At 47.7% G+C, this 20,135-nt stretch carries 21 protein-coding genes and 1 other annotated feature; of the genes, 3 read left to right on the top strand and 18 right to left on the bottom strand.

Going from position 1 to position 20,135, the window contains the following annotated elements; translation table 11 throughout:
* Positions 1-106: 106 nt before the first annotated feature.
* Positions 107-625: a deoxycytidylate deaminase gene (locus ACXHJ2_RS06375; RefSeq protein WP_016821629.1), complete on the bottom strand. Its 519-nt coding sequence runs from the start codon at positions 623-625 to the stop codon at positions 107-109.
* A gap of 85 nt (positions 626-710) precedes the next feature.
* Positions 711-1,367, bottom strand: a complete 657-nt coding sequence (locus tag ACXHJ2_RS06370) for a ComEA family DNA-binding protein (protein ID WP_025365376.1) — start codon at positions 1,365-1,367, stop codon at positions 711-713.
* Between the two features lie 289 nt (positions 1,368-1,656).
* Here ACXHJ2_RS06370 and comER point away from each other — a divergent pair, with 289 nt between their 5' ends.
* The gene (gene comER, locus ACXHJ2_RS06365; RefSeq protein ID WP_025365377.1) at positions 1,657-2,502 is read left to right on the top strand and encodes a late competence protein ComER; all 846 of its coding nucleotides are present in this window, start codon (positions 1,657-1,659) and stop codon (positions 2,500-2,502) included.
* On the opposite strand, the gene leuS is transcribed toward comER, so the two are convergent.
* Positions 2,483-4,921 (bottom strand): leucine--tRNA ligase, encoded by a 2,439-nt coding sequence (gene leuS / locus ACXHJ2_RS06360; protein WP_016821632.1) that lies wholly within the window; start codon positions 4,919-4,921, stop codon positions 2,483-2,485. The genes comER and leuS overlap by 20 nt on opposite strands.
* A gap of 61 nt (positions 4,922-4,982) precedes the next feature.
* Positions 4,983-5,241 (bottom strand) — a binding site (T-box leader).
* A gap of 179 nt (positions 5,242-5,420) precedes the next feature.
* Here leuS and ACXHJ2_RS06355 point away from each other — a divergent pair.
* The gene (locus tag ACXHJ2_RS06355; RefSeq protein WP_031461817.1) at positions 5,421-5,810 is read left to right on the top strand and encodes a tautomerase family protein; all 390 of its coding nucleotides are present in this window, start codon (positions 5,421-5,423) and stop codon (positions 5,808-5,810) included.
* Positions 5,811-5,882: 72 nt separating this feature from the next.
* On the opposite strand, the gene ACXHJ2_RS06350 is transcribed toward ACXHJ2_RS06355, so the two are convergent.
* The 15 genes from ACXHJ2_RS06350 to spoVAC form a co-directional block, all read right to left on the bottom strand.
* Positions 5,883-6,656, bottom strand: a complete 774-nt coding sequence (locus ACXHJ2_RS06350) for a class I SAM-dependent DNA methyltransferase (protein ID WP_031461818.1) — start codon at positions 6,654-6,656, stop codon at positions 5,883-5,885.
* Positions 6,657-6,659: 3 nt separating this feature from the next.
* Positions 6,660-7,568 (bottom strand): CvfB family protein, encoded by a 909-nt coding sequence (locus ACXHJ2_RS06345; RefSeq protein WP_013372198.1) that lies wholly within the window; start codon positions 7,566-7,568, stop codon positions 6,660-6,662.
* Positions 7,565-7,912 (bottom strand): ribosome silencing factor, encoded by a 348-nt coding sequence (gene rsfS, locus ACXHJ2_RS06340; RefSeq protein ID WP_013372199.1) that lies wholly within the window; start codon positions 7,910-7,912, stop codon positions 7,565-7,567. Before rsfS ends, ACXHJ2_RS06345 begins: the two co-directional genes overlap by 4 nt.
* A complete protein-coding gene (gene yqeK, locus ACXHJ2_RS06335) occupies positions 7,909-8,505 on the bottom strand; it encodes a bis(5'-nucleosyl)-tetraphosphatase (symmetrical) YqeK (RefSeq protein ID WP_013372200.1) in 597 nt (198 codons plus the stop codon). Before yqeK ends, rsfS begins: the two co-directional genes overlap by 4 nt.
* A complete protein-coding gene (nadD, locus tag ACXHJ2_RS06330) occupies positions 8,489-9,079 on the bottom strand; it encodes a nicotinate-nucleotide adenylyltransferase (protein WP_013372201.1) in 591 nt (196 codons plus the stop codon). Before nadD ends, yqeK begins: the two co-directional genes overlap by 17 nt.
* A gap of 17 nt (positions 9,080-9,096) precedes the next feature.
* Positions 9,097-9,393 (bottom strand): ribosome assembly RNA-binding protein YhbY, encoded by a 297-nt coding sequence (gene yhbY / locus ACXHJ2_RS06325; RefSeq protein WP_013372202.1) that lies wholly within the window; start codon positions 9,391-9,393, stop codon positions 9,097-9,099.
* A 68-nt stretch (positions 9,394-9,461) separates the two neighbouring features.
* Positions 9,462-10,331, bottom strand: coding sequence for a shikimate dehydrogenase (aroE, locus tag ACXHJ2_RS06320; RefSeq protein ID WP_025675591.1), 870 nt, complete (start codon positions 10,329-10,331; stop codon positions 9,462-9,464).
* A 105-nt stretch (positions 10,332-10,436) separates the two neighbouring features.
* A complete protein-coding gene (gene yqeH, locus ACXHJ2_RS06315) occupies positions 10,437-11,564 on the bottom strand; it encodes a ribosome biogenesis GTPase YqeH (protein WP_013372204.1) in 1,128 nt (375 codons plus the stop codon).
* Entirely contained in the window at positions 11,557-12,087 is a 531-nt protein-coding gene (locus ACXHJ2_RS06310) for a YqeG family HAD IIIA-type phosphatase (protein ID WP_165079557.1), read from the bottom strand. Before ACXHJ2_RS06310 ends, yqeH begins: the two co-directional genes overlap by 8 nt.
* Positions 12,088-12,229: 142 nt before the next feature.
* A complete protein-coding gene (locus ACXHJ2_RS06305) occupies positions 12,230-14,476 on the bottom strand; it encodes a transglutaminase domain-containing protein (RefSeq protein WP_165079556.1) in 2,247 nt (748 codons plus the stop codon).
* Positions 14,473-15,720, bottom strand: coding sequence for a DUF58 domain-containing protein (locus tag ACXHJ2_RS06300; protein WP_165079555.1), 1,248 nt, complete (start codon positions 15,718-15,720; stop codon positions 14,473-14,475). Before ACXHJ2_RS06300 ends, ACXHJ2_RS06305 begins: the two co-directional genes overlap by 4 nt.
* A 3-nt stretch (positions 15,721-15,723) precedes the next feature.
* Complete coding sequence (locus tag ACXHJ2_RS06295) at positions 15,724-16,683, bottom strand: AAA family ATPase (RefSeq protein ID WP_165079554.1); 960 nt, start codon at positions 16,681-16,683, stop codon at positions 15,724-15,726.
* A gap of 216 nt (positions 16,684-16,899) precedes the next feature.
* Positions 16,900-17,256, bottom strand: a complete 357-nt coding sequence (gene spoVAE, locus ACXHJ2_RS06290; protein ID WP_013372209.1) for a stage V sporulation protein AE — start codon at positions 17,254-17,256, stop codon at positions 16,900-16,902.
* Positions 17,253-18,275 (bottom strand): stage V sporulation protein AD, encoded by a 1,023-nt coding sequence (spoVAD, locus tag ACXHJ2_RS06285; RefSeq protein ID WP_013372210.1) that lies wholly within the window; start codon positions 18,273-18,275, stop codon positions 17,253-17,255. The genes spoVAE and spoVAD overlap by 4 nt, the downstream gene beginning before the upstream one ends.
* Positions 18,272-18,778, bottom strand: coding sequence for a stage V sporulation protein AC (gene spoVAC / locus ACXHJ2_RS06280; RefSeq protein WP_016821646.1), 507 nt, complete (start codon positions 18,776-18,778; stop codon positions 18,272-18,274). The genes spoVAD and spoVAC overlap by 4 nt, the downstream gene beginning before the upstream one ends.
* A 184-nt stretch (positions 18,779-18,962) precedes the next feature.
* Between spoVAC and ACXHJ2_RS06275 the strand changes: the two genes are divergently transcribed.
* Positions 18,963-20,042 carry a M42 family metallopeptidase gene (locus ACXHJ2_RS06275; RefSeq protein WP_165079553.1) on the top strand — a complete coding sequence of 360 codons (1,080 nt, stop codon included), beginning with the start codon at positions 18,963-18,965 and terminating at the stop codon, positions 20,040-20,042.
* Positions 20,043-20,135: the final 93 nt, after the last annotated feature.

The following is a 20,135-nucleotide window of genomic DNA, read 5'->3' as shown; positions in this document are numbered from 1 at the left end:
AATACAATCACCTTCCCATTAGCAAACATTGCTTTCTGTCAACACACAAAACAAAAAAAGAACCCCTGACAAAATAACATTGTCAGAGGTTCTTCCTCGTTATTATTTAATCCTTAACATCCATCAGCGTTTCCTGCGGTGGATGATAAGTCTCCAGCATGCGAAAGGCGATTCCCTTTTCCTCCATCATAGCTCGAACCTTGTCGGCATCTTTTGGATAAGGTCGGTGATATACAATCTCCACAATGCCGCTGTTCGCCAGCATATTGGCACACGTCCAGCACGGCTGGTCGGTGACATATACTGAGGAGCCTTCACGGTCAATCCGGTCAGTAAACAGCAGCAGGTTCTGCTCCGCATGAATAGTGCGAATACAACGCTGCTTCTTAACCATTTCCTCCCGTCCATCACGGTGAACGACCTCATATTCCTCCGAGATCATACAGCCTGCCTCAGAACAGTCAGGCACCCCGGATGGTGCTCCATTATAGGCCGTCCCCAATAGCTTCTTACCTTGCACAAGTACGGCTCCAACATGACGCCGCGAGCAGCGCGAACGGGTGGATACCATATAAGCGATATCCATGAAATAGGTGTCCCAGTCCTTGCGTACATCTGCACTCATTTCCATCTCTCCCGTATAAACAAGTTAAACGTAAAACATATCCGTTACAGCCACTCTCAAAGCCTACACCGTAAACTTAAATAAGTTATAAGCTAACATACGGCTTCATTTTCGCTAACATTTTAGCTCCGATTCCCTTTACATGATCCAAATCGTTCACACGTTTGAACAGCCCGTGCTGATTACGATAGTTCAAAATAGCCTCGGCCTTTTTAGCCCCAACTCCCGGCAGCTCCATTAACTCGGCAGCAGTCGCTGTGTTAATGTTCACCTTTTTTTCACCGGAAATGGATGGAATAGCCGAATCATTCACCGTATTTGTCCTACTCGTCGTTGCAGCATTCGAACTGGCAACAGCTGTGTCTGATCTCGAATCCGCAACATCTGACTGCTTTACGGTACTTGAATTCCCCGCCATGGAGTGTTCAGAGTTTTCACTTAAATCAGCAGATACACCCGTAGAACTCTGCTTAGTATTATGCTTCACATTGTCAACAGCTTCGTCATTCGCACTGCGTTCAGCTTGGTCTGAAGCCTCTTTTACAGCATGCTTTCCTTCGGCATACTCACTGCTGCGCTGTGACTCAATTGGCTGCGACTCTATCGCCAAAGCCTGCTCCACCTTATGGTTAAGCAAACTCCACTCTTCTTGTGGCTCAGTTCGCTGCCCTCCAGCAAACAAAATAAGTCCACTCCCGATTACAGCAAGCGTTATTGCCGTTCCTGTCCATACGCGTTTCATTTTTCGTATCGTCCCCTACTCCACATGGATTTCGAGAATTTTGAGCCGACTGAAAACACCGTCTCAATTAAACAGAGCAAGTCTGTTCAATTCCCGTCAAACCGGAGGTTGTAAACACCTCCATACGGTATCGCTGTGAGTATTTATACACAAGGGTGGTACGACCCCAGGCACGATCTAATGTGCTCAGACATAAAATTCGTCATGTCGGCCAAGACCAAGTGCATACACTAAGAAGAATGACAGCACAGCGTCTATACCGCAAAGTATGAAAGGAGGACGTTGAACAATGAAAGTTGGATTTATCGGGACTGGCAGCATGGGAAGTCTGCTAATCGAATCTTTTATTCATTCGGACGCACTCAAACCGCAGCAAATATTAGCAAGCAACCGAACGTATTCCAAGGTAACAGAGCTAGCCCGTCGTTATCCAGGTTTGCATGCAGCCCAAAGCAACCGTGAGACGGCAGCGGAAAGCGATGTCCTATTTATCTGCGTGAAGCCGCTGGAATCAAAAACCGTAACGGATGAAATACGCAACGTCATTACAGAAGAGCAGATCGTCGTTTCTATCACAAGTCCAGTACAGATCCGTATTTTAGAGCATGCACTGAAAGCCAAGGTGTCCAAAATTATTCCGAGTATCACTCACCAGATTGGAAGCGGAGCCTCACTGTGCATCCATGGAAACCGGATTACAGAGGAGGATCGCTCCCTTCTGGAAGAGCTTATGTCCCACATCAGCAGGCCAATTCGGGTTAAAGAGTCTCATACACGGATCACATCGGATTTTTCGAGCTGCGGCCCTGCTTTCTTGGCCTTTTTTATGGACCAATGGATTCAAGCCGCAGTTCAAGCTACGGGTATAGACCGTACAGAACTATGCGCATTGGCCGGTGAAATGATCATCGGCACTGGAAAGCTGCTCACGGAAGGCGGGATGACACCAGCCGAGTTACAAGCAAGAGTAGCGGTTCCCGGAGGTATAACCGCTGAAGCTCTTGCGTTGTTAGACATCAGCCTGCATAGTGTCTTCCCTGAGCTAATACGGGTCACGCACAACAAGTATGAAGAGGACATGCAAAAGATAGATGCCTCCTTCGGCTTAAAGCCGATTAACCGGCAACAATATTAACCAGCTTACCCGGAACAGCAATTACCTTGCGAACCGTTTTACCAGCCAGTGCTTCCTGAACGCTGTCCAGCGACAATGCAAAAGTTTCCATCGCTTTGGCATCAAGGTCTTTGGCAATCGTTGCACGCTGTACGATTTTACCATTCATCTGAATGACAATTTCCACTTCAGCGTCTACCGTCCATGCTTCATCATAGGCAGGCCAAGCCGCGTAGGTAATGCTCTCGTTGTGTCCCAGCAGCTGCCACAGTTCCTCGGCTAGATGCGGTGCAAGCGGCGACAACATTTGCACGAAGTTTTCCATCGCTGCACGCGGCAGAAGGTCTGCTTTGTATGCATCATTGGTGAAGATCATCAGCTGGCTGATCGCTGTATTGAAACGCAATGCATCCAGGTCCTCGGTTACCTTTTTCAGCGTTTTATGCCAGGTCCGTTTGAACTCGTCGCTACCGCCGTCATTTTTAATTTTTTCGTTCAGGCTACCATCCTCGGAAACAAACAGGCGCCATACGCGGGACAGAAAACGATGCGCTCCCTCTACCCCATTCTCATTCCATGGCTTGGTCGCTTCCAGCGGCCCCATAAACATCTCATAAATACGCAGCGTATCGGCGCCAAACGTATTAACAATATCATCTGGATTGATGACATTACCGCGTGATTTACTCATTTTTTCATTATTGTTGCCTAGAATCATACCCTGGTTGACCAGCTTATAGAAAGGCTCTTTCGTTTCCACTACGCCGATATCATACAGCACCTTGTGCCAGAAACGGGCATACAGCAAGTGAAGAACCGCATGTTCCGCTCCGCCAATATACAGGTCAACAGGCATCCATTCGCGCTGTTTCTCTTTGGACACAAGCTCTTTATCATTTTTTGGATCAATAAAGCGCAGGTAGTACCAGCAGCTTCCTGCCCATTGCGGCATCGTATTTGTCTCGCGACGTGCTTTCATACCTGTTTCAGGATCAACGGTTTCTACCCAATCTGTCGCATTCGCCAGTGGGGATTCACCTGTACCTGAAGGCTTGATATTGTCCATCTCTGGCAGTACGAGCGGCAGTTGATCCTCAGGAACTGTTTTAATCGTTCCATCTTCTAGATGAATTACTGGAATCGGCTCGCCCCAATAACGTTGGCGGCTGAACAGCCAGTCACGCAGACGATAGGTTACTTTGCCCTGCCCCTTACCCTCAGCTTCGAGCCATTCAATCATTTTCGGAATAGCTTCCTCATTGGTCAGTCCATTCAGCAGGCCTGAATTGACATGCGGACCATCCTCGGTGTATGGCTCTTTGTCCACGTCTCCACCTTGAACGACCTCAGTGATTTTCAATCCGAACTTCTTGGCAAATTCCCAGTCACGTGTATCATGGCCCGGTACTGCCATAATTGCACCTGTTCCGTAGCCTGCCAGTACATAGTCGGCAATCCAGATTGGCAGCTTTTCGCCGTTCACCGGGTTCACTGCATAAGCTCCTGTGAATACGCCTGTTTTATCTTTGGCCAGATCCGTACGCTCCAGGTCACTTTTCCGAGCAGCTTGTTCACGATACTGTTGTACAGCGTCCTTTTGCTCAGGTGTAGTGATCATATCCACCAATTCCTGCTCTGGGGCCAGCACACAGTAGCTTGCACCGAACAATGTATCTGGACGGGTTGTAAATACTGTGAGTTGTTCGTCATAGCCTTCAATTGGAAAATGAACCTCTGCCCCGGTAGACTTACCAATCCAGTTCCGCTGCATATCCTTAATGCTTTCGGACCAGTCCAGTTCCTCCAGATCGTCAAGCAAACGATCGGCGTATTCCGTAATTTTCAGCATCCATTGACGCATGGGTTTGCGGATAACCGGATGACCGCCACGCTCACTCTTACCATCAATTACTTCTTCATTCGCCAGTACCGTTCCCAGTGCTGGGCACCAGTTCACGGGCACTTCAGCTACATAAGCGAGGCCACGCTTGTACAGCTGGATGAAAATCCACTGTGTCCATTTGTAATAATCAGGATCAGTTGTGCTGATTTCACGATCCCAGTCATATGAAAAGCCAAGTGATTTGATTTGACGGCGGAAGTTATTTACGTTCTTCACCGTAATTTCGCGTGGGTGCTCGCCTGTATCCAGCGCATGCTGTTCGGCAGGCAGACCAAAGGCGTCCCAACCCATCGGATGCAGTACGTTGTAGCCACGCATTCTTTTATAACGTGAAACAATATCTGTAGCTGTATATCCCTCCGGGTGGCCTACATGCAGACCAGCTCCAGACGGATACGGAAACATATCCAAAGCATAAAACTTCGGTTTACCCGGTTCTTCCCCAGTGCGGAACGTTTTGTTCTCATCCCAATATTTCTGCCATTTTGGTTCAATACTTTGCGGTTGATAGCCGTGCTTCGGCTGTGTGTCTGTCATTGTCTTTTCCTCCTCAAACGGTATGCAACAAAAAAACCTCTGCATCCCGTAGCGTGTCAGCGCTAGGGACGAGAGGTTATATTCCCGTGGTACCACCCTAGTTAGCAGAAAGCGTTCTTCGCATTCTACTCCCTTTGCACCTGATAACGGAGGTGATCCGATGCGTATTAATAACAGGATACTGACACCTATATAGGTGCTTTCCTGCGTTGGACGCATATCTCCGAGGTGAGTTCGCTTTGCACTGTCAACCGGCTTGCACCACCCGCCGGCTCTCTACATGTCCAGACAAAACTACTATTCCTCATCAGCGATTATTTAACCGTTAATAATGGCACTATTATATTGAAAACCGCGAAAAAAGTCAAATAAGGGCTACATTTGATACGAAGCGCCATCTTCATACTAGTTGTCCATGACACATGAATACGAATGTTTTATAATAACTCCAAGTTGCAATGGTTCAAGTTGAGATGAGATTAGAAAGGTGAGTGGAGACATGGCACAGATTAAAATTTTCGGGACAAAAGAGAAGCTAAATCCGATTAAAAAGCAACTTTCAGAGGTGATTCACTCTGCCGTGGTGGATGCGTTCAATTATCCTCCAGACAAGAGGTTTCATCGTTTTTTCCCTATGAATCATGAAGATTTTATATATGCAGATGGTCGCTCCGACGCATACACCATTATTGAAATCAGTATCTTCGAAGGCAGAACGACAGAAGCTAAGAAGCAACTCATCAATCTGTTATTTCAAAGAATTAACGATCTTTTGGGTATTTCTCCACAGGATCTTGAAATTACTATATTTGAAACCCCGAAACAGAATTGGGGCATTCGGGGTGTACCGGGTGATGAACTTCAGCTGAACTATAAAGTGAATATATGAGAGCAAAAAGACGCCCTTCATGACTTCATGAAAAGCGTCTTTCTTTTTCTATATTAGCTCAATGAATCCTAGCTATTTTACAGCGACATAAAAAAGTCTCGCCGCGTCATCTGCTGCTTCTACCCATTCAAAATCTGCATATACCTTCACATCACGAAAACCCACTTTGGACAATTCTGCCTTCATCCAGGCTGGATCATAAGCACGCTGTACATGAATTTCCTCAAAACGCTGGTACAGATCGCGTCCTTCATGTTCTGCTTTCGCAAAGATACTGAGATGATGCTCAATTTCACAACGGGGAGTGTCCAATGCGCATGTCCAGATATACGAAATAGAGCGTTCATCCAGTACGAATGGTTGTTCTTCATCATAACGCAAAAATGTCTGGGGGTGATGTACATCAAACAGAAAGGTTCCACCAGGCTTCAGACCAGCATACGTTCTGCGAAAAGTAGAAATGATATCTTCTTCCTCAAGTAAATAATTCAGGCAATCGCAAAAAGAAATGACAGAATCCACGGGCTCCGGTAAAATCCATTCTCGCATATCCTGCTGTATCCAGCGAACGCTTCCCTCACGAAACAATCGCTGTCCTTGAGGAGTGGTTTCCATTTTGCGACGGGCTACTGCCAGCATGTCAGAGGATAAATCGATGCCAGCCACCTCGAAGCCCGAGTTAACCAGTGGAATCGTAATTGAGCCCGTTCCGCAGCCCAGCTCGGCCACTGTATGTGGCATACCGTATCGATCCCAAGCCTGCCGTGCAAAGCGCAACCAGTCCGGGTACGGCATGTCCTGCATTAGCTCATCATACACATAGGCAAACTTGCGGTAAGAAGCCATCTTTTATTCCCCATTCCCGTCCTTTGGTTTAGGCATTGTCTCCACCAGGTAGGTCCAGTTTTCTTTTTGTGTAACCAGTCCTTCCTTCATCAGCTTGCCCATCGCACGCTTGAAGGCGGATTTACTGATACCAAACCGTTGTTTGATAATATCCGGCGGCGTTGCGTCAGAATATGGCATGCCGCCACCCGGACGTTCCTTCAGAAATGCAATTAACCGATCTGCATCCTCATCACGGCCTACTTCCTTGCGTGGCGACATCGCCAGATTGACCCGACCATCTTCGCGAACAAGCGTGACCCGTACCTTAACCTCCTCGCCCAAGCGAAGCATACGGTTACGTTCCGAGGAATGAATCATCCCTATTGCACCAAAACCAAGCACACCCCCGTCCACCAGGACGAATGTGCCCATCTGAAGCGGCTTGTACACCGTCGCCTGCACCCATGTATTAAGCCACGAACTAGGAGCATGGAAGCACAATGGAGCCAGTTCCTGCTCCCCTGCCAGCTTAGCTCGCAGTCTGCCTTGTTTGTCATGCTCCATAATGGCATACACGTAGTCACCCACACGAGGATGCAGATCCCGGTTTTCTGGCAACTCACGAATCGGCAGCAAAAGTTGACGACCCAGTCCCATCTCCAGGAAACATCCCAAACGCGGATGCACATCGGCCACCTCGAGCTTTGCCATTTCTCCCAAAGACAAGAACGGTTTTTTCATAGTTGCAGCCAAACGGTCCTCTGTATCGTGGAAGATAAATACCTCCAGCCGTTCACCCACCTCGATTTCACGAGTCAGCTCCGTATAATGCAGCAACACATCCTGCTCGCCGACGGTAAGGAAGTAGCCGAAAGGCGATACTTCACGATCCACCATAATGGTGACATAAGTACCAGCGATCAAACTCATACCTTCTCCACAACCTTAGCATCCGACCAGAGTCGTTCAATGTTGTAATATTCGCGTTCGTCGCGATGGAAGACATGCACTACAACATCTCCCAAATCCATTAGAACCCAGCGAGCAGAATCCATTCCTTCGATCCCTTTGATGGCTACACCTTCATCATGAGCGCGTTTGCGAATTTCGGTTACAATCGCCTGTACTTGTGTATCCGAATTACCGTGGCAGATTACAAAATAATCCGCGACTAGCGATACTCCACGCAAATCCAATGCGACAATATTCATTGCCTTTTTATCATTAGCGGCCTCAACCGCCGTTTGCATTAATTTCTCATTCGTTAGGGTCATTCATGAACCTCCGTTTTTTTCTGTTTTAGCTGTTGAATCAAGTCATTGCGCGACAAGACCGTCAGCGGAAAAATAACCTTTTGCTTTTCCAGCAACAATGAAATTGTAGAGTCAAATCCAGCAATAAGGCCCTGCTCCAAACTTTTCTTTGCCTGTTTGCGGATATGTTCAACCCCGGGGAAATCCCGCCCTGGTTCGATGTAATCAGCCAAACACACGACTTTGTCCAGCAGGCTCATACCTACACGTCCTGATGTATGCCAGCGGATTGCGTTCCTTATTTCCGGATCATCCACTCCGTAATCTCTTGCTGCAACGCAGTACCCTACCTCTGAATGCCAGAGCTGCTTATCATGCTCCAATAGCTCCTGATCACATTCAGGATAGTTACGAATCACTTCTTCCATCTGTTGAACAGGCCAATATTTCGCCACATCATGCAAAATAGCCGCCAGTTCCGCCTTATCCGGGTCTGCCCCATAACGTTTTGCAAGCTCTACAGAGGTATGCATAACACCCAGCGTGTGTTTCCAGCGTTTTTCAGGCATCTGACCAGATACGGCTTCCATTAGCTGCTCACGGCTGTACTTCATACAAACCGCCCCTTGTAATATAGTCATGTACACGATCAGGCACAAGATAACGAATGGTACGGCCTTCTGCAGCACGCTCCCGTATATCCGTCGAAGAAATGTCCACCACTGGCATATCTGCCAGCAGTACCTTGTCCTGCAAATAATGTGGCAACTCATCCAACGCAAGCTGGAAGCCTGGTCGCCGCACCCCAATAAAACAAATCCGCTGCGCCAATTCCTCAATTCCCTGCCAATGAGGCAAGTAGTTCACCATATCCGCACCAATAATAAAATAAAAATCTACAGCAGGATGCAGCTCCTGAAGCTTCTTGATCGTGTCAATGGTATAGGATACCCCCCCGCGAAGCACTTCAATATCCAGCACTTCAAAAGCAGGATGACCCGCCACCGCTTCACTTGTCATCTCCAGACGCTCCTTGCCGCTTGCCCCCGCTTGATGCTTGTGCGGAGGAATATGAGAAGGCATAAACCATACTTGATCCAGCTCATAGGCATCTCTTGCCGCTTCTCCAGCCAGCAGATGTCCAATATGAATCGGGTCAAATGTACCACCCATAATACCGATTTTCATAATTTTCTCCCCGCGTATTATCCTCTAGGCAACTCGATTTGCTTATGATCACGAGATTCCTTGTACAAAATAATGGTGCTTCCAATAAGCTGTACAAGCTCGGAACCCGTCTCTGCTGCCAGTTCTTCCGCAATTTCATGTTTGTCGTCCAAACAGTTGTTCAAAATTTGTACTTTCATCAGCTCACGCTTTTCAATCGCATCATTGATGTGACGCATAAGATGCTCATTCGTACCGTTTTTACCTACTTGAAAAACTGGGTCCAAATGATGCGCCATAGAGCGCAGATATCTTTTTTGTTTACCTGTTAACATGTATATTTAACCCCTTCGTCGCCACATATGCAATGCGGCATTTCCATAATTTTAATGTATAATCCGATTTACGACAGGCTTCTCAGCACAGCCGCTCTCATTTGGTCTACTGCAGGGGCCACCCCCGTAAAATACTCAAAAGCCACTGCCCCTTGGTACACAAACATGCCCAAACCTCCATGTACAGTGCAGCCGCGCTGTTCACGGCTTTCGCGTAAAAGTCTCGTTTCCAGCGGGTTATAGATCAAATCACTCACAATGATTCCTTCCGGAATCAGACTCGTTTCCACTGGAAGCTCATCAGATAAAGGAGACATTCCCACCGAGGTTGTATTAATCAACACATCCACTGTCGTAAGCACATTCCTAGCTTCCTCGTTGGAATAGCCCATTACTGGAATTGCTTCTGTCGTCCACTCCAATGCCAGTTGTTCAGCTTTGTCACGTGTTCGGTTCAGAATAATGACCGATTCAGGATGCTCCTCCAACAGGGCATGAATCACGCCCCGAGCAGCCCCACCGGCTCCTAAAACAGCAATTCTTGCACCCTTTAACTCGACAGAAGTCTCTTCTTTGAGGGAACGCACGTAGCCAATTCCGTCCGTATTATAGCCCTTGAGCCGCCCATTGTCATTCACTATCGTATTGACAGCGCCAATGAGCCTGGCCCCTTCATCAATCTCATCCAGATATTTCATAATCTCAACCTTATGGGGAATCGTCACATTGACTCCGCGGAAATGCAAAGCACGAATCCCCTTCACGGCATCCTCCAGCTGATCCGGTGTGACATGAAGAGGTACAAAATCTCCATCAATCCCCGCTGCCTGTAAAGCTATTTTATGCATAAGGGGCGATTTGGAGTGCTTGATCGGATCACCCAATACGCCCAATAGTACAAGATCTCGTTCGATCGCTCCAGACTCCCCGCTGCTCATCGTTGTTCTCCCCCATATTGCAAAATATTAGGCCGCTCAAATACATGAATGGCGGCAGGAACCAGGTTGTGTTCCTTGCCGCCCTATCACTTGGTTACAGCATTGTTAAATCAACGCAGGCCGCAAAAGCACACGGACTCCCCGAGGAGCATGAACCGCTACCAGAGCTCCGTTCTCGCTATTTACCCTAATCCATCCCAAACCGGATATATAGATGTCCGATGGAGATTTGCGTGGAACACGGAACTCATGTCTGGTCCATTCCGGCATCTCTGCCAATTGATCACGTGTTGGCGGAGACAATAACTCCCCGGCATGATCAGCGAACAACTGATCAGCTCGCTCCAGCTTCGTACGATGTATTTTAAGACCACCGTTAATGTAGCAGGTAAATGATTGGTGCTGACCATCTACGAAATCAAATCGGGCCATACCGCCGAAAAACAATGTTTGTCCGGCATCAAGCTGATATGCAGCAGGCTTCAGCGGCTTGTCCGGCATAATTGCGCTCAGGTCCTGGCGGGAGACGATTTCACTGAACCGCCAAGGGTACACAATACCCGGAGTATCAATAATGTGCTTGCCGTCGTCGAGCGGAATATTCACCATATCGAGTGTAGTTCCTGGGTAACGGGATGTTGTGAGTTCCTGCTCCATATCGCTGTAATCACGAATCAAGCGGTTAATGAGCGTGGATTTACCCACATTTGTGGCTCCGACCACATATACATCGCGGTTACCACGCAGTTCAGATACCACATCCAGCAGACGGTCAAAGCCCTGATTTTTTTTAGCTGAGCACAGTACGATTTCTTCCGTGCGTAGCCCTTGCTCCTTCGCTTGCTTTTGTACCCAGTTACGTACCTTGTTCCAGTTTGTCACCTTAGGCAACAAATCGGTCTTATTAACTGCCAGTACAACCGGATTCGAGCCTACAAAACGCTGTAGACCGGAAATCAAGCTGCCTTCAAAGTCAAAAATATCTACAATGTGGATGACGAGCGCATCCTTGTCCCCAATCTGACTAAGCAGCTTCAAAAATTCATCTTGATCTACCGTCACCGAAGACGTTTCATTATAGTTTTTGATCCGGAAGCAACGCTGACAGATGACTGGTTCGCGAGTTAATAATTTTTCCGGAATATATCCCGGAAGGTCCGGGCCAGTGGTCTGCATGACAATACCGCAGCCACTACATTTGACGGCAGTTCCGCCGTCAGGTCTTTCAGTCATTCTTCTTTTCCTCCTCAAGCCATAAGCCTTTCTTACGTAACCTTGTGAGCGCGATTCGCTCCAACCGTCGATTAAATCGGGTCATGACTCCTTCATCATGAATGGATATCGGTAGTACCAGAACGGTATGCAATCCCATTCGGTTGCCTCCCAACACGTCCGTCAACATTTGATCCCCGACCATAATAGTCTCTTCCGGAGTAAGCCCCATCATACGAATGGCTCTACGAAAGGACGAGTTGGATGGCTTCCGGGCGGCATGTATAAATTCAATGTCCAAAGGCGTAGCAAACACGGATACACGGTCCATATTGTTATTAGACACGATGACAAGCTTAAAACCCGCCTGTTTGACCTTTTCAAACCAGGCCACCAGCTCGGGAGTTGCGTTCGGCGCTTTTGCACCAACCAGCGTGTTATCCAGATCCGTAATAATGCCGCGATATCCTCGAGCATACAAGCCTTCAAGATCAATATCAAAGACGGTATTCACCCGTAATTTGGGCATCAGCATTTCAAACAACGTCGGTCACCTCAGTTTCATACGACAAACTATACCATATTACTATGGCTTAGTAAAAAGCTATCCGCATCAAACGGACAGCTTTTTACTAAACATATAGATTAAGATTAAAAATTGCGGCATCAAACCAAGTAAAAACAGACTAGCCTTCATCCTTCTGATCAGACTTTGCTCTTCGTCCAGCCCATCGTTTCATCCAGGGTCCCTTCTGCAATAGGGAGGCTTGCTGGCGAACACTACGCCAATCCTCCGCGGTTACCGACGAAGGACTATAACGCGCTTGTTCAAAGCGTCCTAGCAACTGATGTAAAATCGCAGCGCGTTCCGGTGCTTCTTGTGACCATCTGTCGACTGATTCCCTCAGTGTCTCATGACTGGCACGGACAAAGCCTTTCCTTCGCATGTACCGTAACCAGTGTTCAGTTTCGACGACCACCTTTTCATCTGGGGTCAGCGGCTTACCTGTCCGTAAACGCAGCAGGTAAAAGTGAATGTCTGCCCGATTACGCCAGAAGATATAAGCTACCCACAGCAGAAGAATGGCAACAGCAGAGCCTATGATTACAGGATGAATCTTAAATCCTTCCCCTGGATCCATCTGCGGGGTCTGCTCAGGCTGCTCTGGTTCTGGCTGATCTTTGACCTCTGAGGCGTCTGGAGTCTTTGTATCCTCCTGCTCTGTGAGTAACGGCATATCAAAGCCGGGCGTAGCTTCTACCGGAACCCAGCCATATTCGCCTAAGTATACTTCTGCCCAGGAGTGAGCATCCGCATTTGTCACGGAGTAAGAGGACATACTTTCGTCACCATCGCCCGTTGTTGCATCATCGGAAAATGTCTGCTGGCCAGGTGCATACCCTTTGACCCAACGAGCTGGAACCCCAACGGAGCGAGCCATCATGACTAATGAAGTGGAATAATAATCGCAGTAGCCCTCCCGAATCTCAAACAGAAAGGCATCCACGAAATCCCTGCTTCTTTTCCGCGAAAGATCCGGATTATTCGTATAGGCATAATTTTGCTGTAAATACTGCTGTAACAATCCGACTTTTTCATACGGCGTTTTGGCCGTTGACGTTACGTTCCGAGCCAAATCACGAACCCGCTGCGGCAATTCGTCTGGAATTTGCAAATAGGCTTCCTGTTTGCTTTTTCCGTACAACTCATTAAAACTTTTTGTACGCAGTTCTTTCTCAGGGATTACAGGAACATGAGATACCAAGGTATACGTTTTAGGATAAGCAGTTCTTCGTGAAGATGGATTCCAAAGAAGTTCTGCCTGTTGCGGGTTCCAACGCAACCCGTTTGCCCGTGAATCTCTATCCACCGATTGGACACGATGCACCGAATAGGCACCAAACAGAACCGGGTAGCTCTGATCATTTTGCATTGTAACGGTCTGCACGACTTGTTCAGTAGAATGCCGCGTTTCTTGTGTGTTTTCAAGCTCAGCGGTCATCGGCACCTCATTTGGCGTTAGATCATCGTTCCCACCGTCACTCCAGCCTGTACCGGAATAGATTCGTTTTGTTTCTCCCCGCCAATAGCTTCGCTGATTAGTTGTGATAGTCATAACGGGCGAATAATCAAAATTAAAACCTCCACCCAACCGATTATCCTGGCGACTATAACCCGATGCAGTGTTCATGCGCTGATTCAGCGCCCCAGATCCATTGGTGGTTCCGGCGGTGGTTGAGCTAATACGCTGGGTCCACGCTGTATAGGGGTCCGTCAAAGCAGGCTGTACCTCGGGCATATTCACACCTGCCATAATAATTAGCGCAAAAATGACGGCAATATTGGCCGCAATTTTATACGGATAACGCCGAATATGCTTCCATCCTTGAGGATAATGCTGACGAAAATACTGCAAATGCTGTGTCACTAGCCATCCCATACCAGCAAAGACGATCCAGGCAACCTCCTCCCACAGCACAGTTGGTGTGAAGGAATCAAGCACCGCCAGAGCTGCGATATTGATGCCCACAAAAACTAGAATCCGCTGCTTCGTTGTAACGATGAGCGGCACCATTTCAATGACTAGCCAAGCAATGAGGGAGAACCAAACATAAGGAGACATGTTAGATATAAATTGATCCAGACGATTGGCTACCCCACCGAAGGGGATAATAATGGAGTAAGACACTAATGTCCGATACAAAATAAAAAACAGCGTTACCGCCTTAACGATAAATTCAATCCATGGACGGAATGGTAGTAAAATCTTCACTAGCGCCAGCATTGTAATGGTCGTCAGTACAAGTGCTCTTGTCTCTTCCAGCCACAATTCGGAAGCAAAAGACACCCATTGCATGGCAATAATAATAATCCACAAGAAAGTAAAGGCGAGGGCCCAGGAGCTCTTTAACGATTGTAACCAGGTTTTCATTGTGTCCCTCCCCCCATTACAGCCGGGAGCTCTTCGAGGCTCTCAACATCGTAGCCCTTAATTCCCCTTGCACGAAGCATGCTCATCCACTTTTCAGCTTCTCCCTCGGCAGAACCTTCCCCGATATAGACGTGGCACGGGGTCATCCCCCGCGTATCAGCCCAACGGAGAAGCTCCAGCGCCTGATAATCCTTCAGTGGACTAATCAATATAAAATAGCAACCTTGCGGAAACTGGCGCACACAGCTCTCTACAGCGGTCATCAAGCTACCCTGCGAAGTAGTGTGAATGTCTACCAAGTGATGCATCATTCGTTGTCGTTCCATCGTCTGCTCACTTGGCTGAAAAACAGTCCCCTTCTCTCCAGCTGTACACAGTCCGACCCCCATCCGCTCCCGTCCACCATATTCCAGCAATGAAGCGGTAGAAGATACAGCTAGCTCAAACTGATCGGCGTTTACATAATGCTTTGTTTGTACGTCGAGCACAAGCATCGTTTTGGGAACCGTCTCATGCTCAAATTCCTTGGATTTCCAACTACCTGTACGAGCCGTTGCATTCCAGTGGATGCGTGAAAACCGATCTCCATATACATAATCCCGCACACCGTTGATTTGTGTCGTTTCACGACGCGTTCGAGTTTGAACGGTCTGCGGTCCAGACATCCTTGAACGGCGATCATTGATCTGCCAGTAGGGGATAAATACCGTTCGGGGGAGCACCCGAAATTCACCACGTGCATTCAACCTGCCCTTGTGCTCCAACAGGCCAAAGATGTCCTCGCTCACACATTCGGTTTCCTCAAAATAGTAGCTTCCTCGTTCTAAAGCAGGGGTTTGAAATGTAAGCTGGCCGCCCCCTTTCATACTGGGGATGACACTGTCTTCAAACGACCAGGATTCCCCCGTATGCCGCTTGAGCACCTCGCGAACAATGACATAGGGTAACGGAAGAAAGCCCGGAATGCTCAGACTGAGCTTTACGTGTACCTGATCTCCCGCATGCAGTAGTTCCCCGAACTTCGAGCCTTGCGAAAGCTGCCGATGGCCCTGAACGCGACGAACTCCACTCAGACCAACCATCCACAGATAAACGATTAACAGCGTAACCATTGACAACAGCATGACCGATGTTTTGCCACCCTGAAACAACAAATAAAGCAGGCACACCACCCATATAAGCAACATAAGCCAGATGCGACCTGATAGCCGGGGAAGCCTGCGCTTCCTTTTGACCATGTTCATTCCCTAAGAACGCTCCATTCGTACGGGTACATGAACCTGTCGGAGAACAGACTGCAGCACGGACTGGGCGTTGGAGCTATCGAGGCGTGCTTCGGGACGAAGCAGCAAACGGTGCGTCAGCACATAAGGTGCCAGCGCCTTCACATCATCAGGCAGCACATAGTCACGGTTATCCTGAAAAGCGTATGCCTTGGCAGCCATTACAAAAGCAAGTGCGGCGCGTGGACTAGCTCCCAGCAACACGGATGGATGTTCTCTCGTCGCACGCACAATATCGAGTAAATAGGACGTCACCGCTTCATCCATATAGATATCTCTGATTTCCTGCTGGATGTCAGCAATCTGTTCCATATGTGCTACAGCCTTCAGACGGTCTGCTGGCTGGCCCGTCTGATGATGAAGCAGCATGTTTCGCTCCGTCTCCAAATCAGGATAGCCCAAGCTGATTTTGAGCATAAAACGATCTAATTGTGCTTCCGGCAGCATATAAGTACCTTCAAAATCAATTGGATTTTGAGTGGCACACAGCATAAAAGGATGAGGCAACATATGAGTGTCCCCATCCACCGTCACACTTCGTTCTTCCATAACCTCCAGCAGAGCTGACTGGGTTTTCGTCGTCGCCCGGTTAATTTCGTCTGCCAGTAAAATGTTAGTCATAACTGGACCCGGACGGAAATAAAAACGCTCGTCCCGTGGATGAAATATAGATACCCCTGTAATATCGCTCGGTAGAATATCAGGATTACATTGAACGCGGCGATAATCACCACGCATGGATTTAGCAAGAGCCTTGATCATTTGCGTTTTCCCCGTACCCGGAACGTCCTCGATCAGAATGTGTCCACCCGCCAGCATAGCCGTAAGCAGTAATTTTATTTCAAAGGATTTCCCTAATATGCATGATTCCAGATTAGAACGTATTGCAGATACAATCTGCACAGATTCTTGACGCACGGGCATAACTCTGTAAACCTCCTAGATAGCAACATGTTTCCTATTATTGTACATGAAGGTGGACATAGAGTACACTTAACTCCCTGCCCATATTATTCAAGCTCCATCTTCTCTTGCACGTACATGTTTTTCGAAACAGTCAAAAACCCTTCGGCTATCAAATCCGAAGGGTTGATTGTAAACAGTTTATTTTACTTTTGTCCTATTTAAAGCACCCTGCTTTTATATGCTTCCTTTTGGACGAACAAACAAGCATGCCAGAAAAGAGAAAATAATCGCTGAGGAAATCCCTGCACTGGTCAGACTAAAGATCCCTGTAATGACACCAAGCCATCCGTCCTTTTCCAATTCGGTTAATGCACCGTGTACGAGTGAGTTACCAAAGCTGGTAATTGGAATCGTCGCACCCGCTCCGGCAAATTTGATAAGCGGATCATATATTCCGACAGCATCCGCAATTGCACCTGCTACCACCAACGTACTCATTGTGTGTGCCGGAGTCATTTTGATAACATCCATCATCAACTGACCCACGACACAAATGGCACCGCCTACTAAAAAAGCCCATAGAAATATCATACTTTTCCTCCCGCTTCAAAAGCTACAGCATGTGCAACACAAGGAATGCTTTCACCCTGCTGTGTAGTCAAAGGAGATAATAACGCCCCGGTCGCCACGACCAGCACCTTTTGTAGTTCTCCCTTTTCGATCCGCTTTAACAGATGCCCATAGGTTACAACAGCCGAGCATCCACAACCACTTCCACCTGCAATGACCTTCTTTTGCTTATTGATGTCGTAAATCAGTAAACCGCAATCATTAAATTCCGTTTGATTCATATCGAATCCATCTTTTTTGAGCAGCTCTTTGGCAATCGGCAGCCCTACAGAGGCTAAATCCCCTGTTACAATAAGATCATAGTAGCCTGGGTCCCTGCCTGTATCTCGAAAATGAGACAAAAGCGTGTCCGCCGCCGCTGGAGCCATGGCTCCGCCCATATTAAAGGGATCTTTAATGCCCATATCCATTACACGCCCAATGGTAGCACAATCCACCACCGTCCCTGACTTCGCATGTCCCACAATAGCCGCACCGGAACCGGTAACCGTATACTGGGCTGTGGGGGGCTTCTGTGCTCCGTATTCATTAGGATAGCGGAATTGCTTTTCCACGGTACAGTTATGGCTGGTTGTACCCGCCATCACGTAGTCGCCCGCCTCTGAATCCACAATAAGTGCAGCTAAAGCCAAGCTTTCCATCGACGTTGAGCAGGCTCCAAAAACGCCTAAATAGGGAATAGCCAGCTTGCTAGCCGAAAATGAGCTGCTGACAATCTGATTCATCAGATCACCACTGATGAAAAATTGTACTTCCTCTTTGTTTAAATTGGAATTAATTAACGCAAGCTCTGTAGAATGCTCAATTAATCTTCGTTCCGCCTTTTCCCATGTTTTCTCGTTTATTTCGATATTGTCATAAATATAATCGAAATCTGTGGACAACGGCCCCTCTCCTTCATCCGGGCCTACAACAGTTGCACTACCAATGATGCGCGGTCTCGACTCAAACTTCCAGGTTTGTCCTCCCTGTCTTCTCATAAGTGGTTGCCCCCCACACCGAGGATCGCGTATATAACGCCTACGATAAATGCGGCCACAACACCGAATACGACAACTGAGCCTGCCAGCTTGAACATATTTGCGCCAACTCCAAGTACCAATCCCTCGGAACGATACTCCAATGCAGCTGAACACATCGAGTTCGCAAAACCTGTAATCGGTACAGCGGTTCCCGCTCCTGCCCATTGGGCAATCTTATCGTAGACCCCGATGCAAGTTAATATAACAGACAACAAGATCATCATGGATGCAGTCGGTGCCGCAGCCTCTTTGGCGGGAATATGCATACCTGCCATAAAGGCTTCCTGGATCGCCTGCCCAATCACACAGATGACGCCTCCAACCAGGAAAGCACGCACACAATTGGCAAATACTTTTCTGGAAGGTTCATGCTTTTGGGAAACACTTTGATAGTCTTTCTCATTTATGGACAACGGCGACGAATTGGTACGAAAACCGCGCTGTCCTGACTTAGCTGGCATCATTCACCACCCCTTATTCGTAAGTTCCGCGCTTGGCGGTTCAGATTGCTTGGCTCCTTAACATTATGAGCTTTTAGGGGAAATGTTATGTCAGGAAAATGATATCGTGGACATTCCGTACAAATCCATTCATACTGAATATATGACGACCACTGGTTAATTAATAAGGAGTGAGGTATACATCATGGAAGCAAAAACATTGGAATTGTTTAAAAACTTAACAGAGTTCCCTTCTATTCCTGGACATGAGCGAGAGCTGCGGGCATGGGTTAAAGAACGAATATCCGGTTATACGGATGAAATCGTGCAGGACCGTTTGGGCAGTCTTTTTGGTGTGCTACGCGGGCAAGAAAGTGGACCACGTGTAATGGTCGCAGGACATCTGGATGAAGTTGGTTTTATTGTGAATGGCATCACGGAAAATGGAATGATTCGTTTTCAGCCGGTTGGAGGCTGGTGGAGCCAAGCCATCATGTCACAACGTCTTCAAGTATTGACCCCAAATGGCCCAATCATTGGTGTAGTTGGATCTGTCTCACCACATTTGCTTGATGAAGCGCAACGCAGCAAGCCGATGGACATCAAGCATATGTACCTGGATATCGGCGTAGACAGCAGACAGGAGGCGCAAGATCTGGGGATTGTACCCGGAACGGCTATTGCCCCGATCTGTGACTTCACTCCACTTGCGAATCCCAAAAAAATCATGGCTAAAGCATGGGACAATCGATATGGTGTAGGCCTGGCGCTTGAGCTGTTGGAGGCATTACATAAGGAAAAGGACCAGCTTCCCAATACATTGTATGCAGGAGCTACTGTGCAGGAGGAAGTGGGACTGCGCGGTGCGCGCACAGCTGCCAATCTGATTCAGCCGGATATTTTCTTCGCACTGGATTGCAGTGCTGCCAACGATATGGGTGGAGATCCGAATGCATACGGACAGCTTGGTAAAGGAGCACTGTTGCGGGTATTTGATCCAGGTATGATTACACACCGCGGGATTGTGGAGTATGTGCAAGATATGGCGGATACCCACAAAATCAAGTACCAATATTTTATCTCCACTGGGGGAACGGATGCTGGTCAAGTGCACTTGAGCGGAATTGGTGTGCCATCCACCGTCATCGGCATATGTGGACGGTACATCCATACTTCCTCGTCCATTATTCATACTGATGATTATGATGCGGCCAAGGAACTGATCATTAAGCTGGTTCAAAATCTGGATCGCACAACGCTGAATACCATTATTGAACGAGCTTAAGAAGTAACAGAGAATAGGAAGCTATAAAAAAACAGTCAAGACACATACAACGTGTACTTGACTGTTTTTTTAATAGAAGAAAAAATAGAAGAT

The organism is Paenibacillus sp. ALE3 (genome assembly GCF_054113405.1).
The sequence above is the reverse complement of the archived record's forward strand: the minus strand, read 5'-3'. Positions and strand labels throughout refer to the sequence as shown.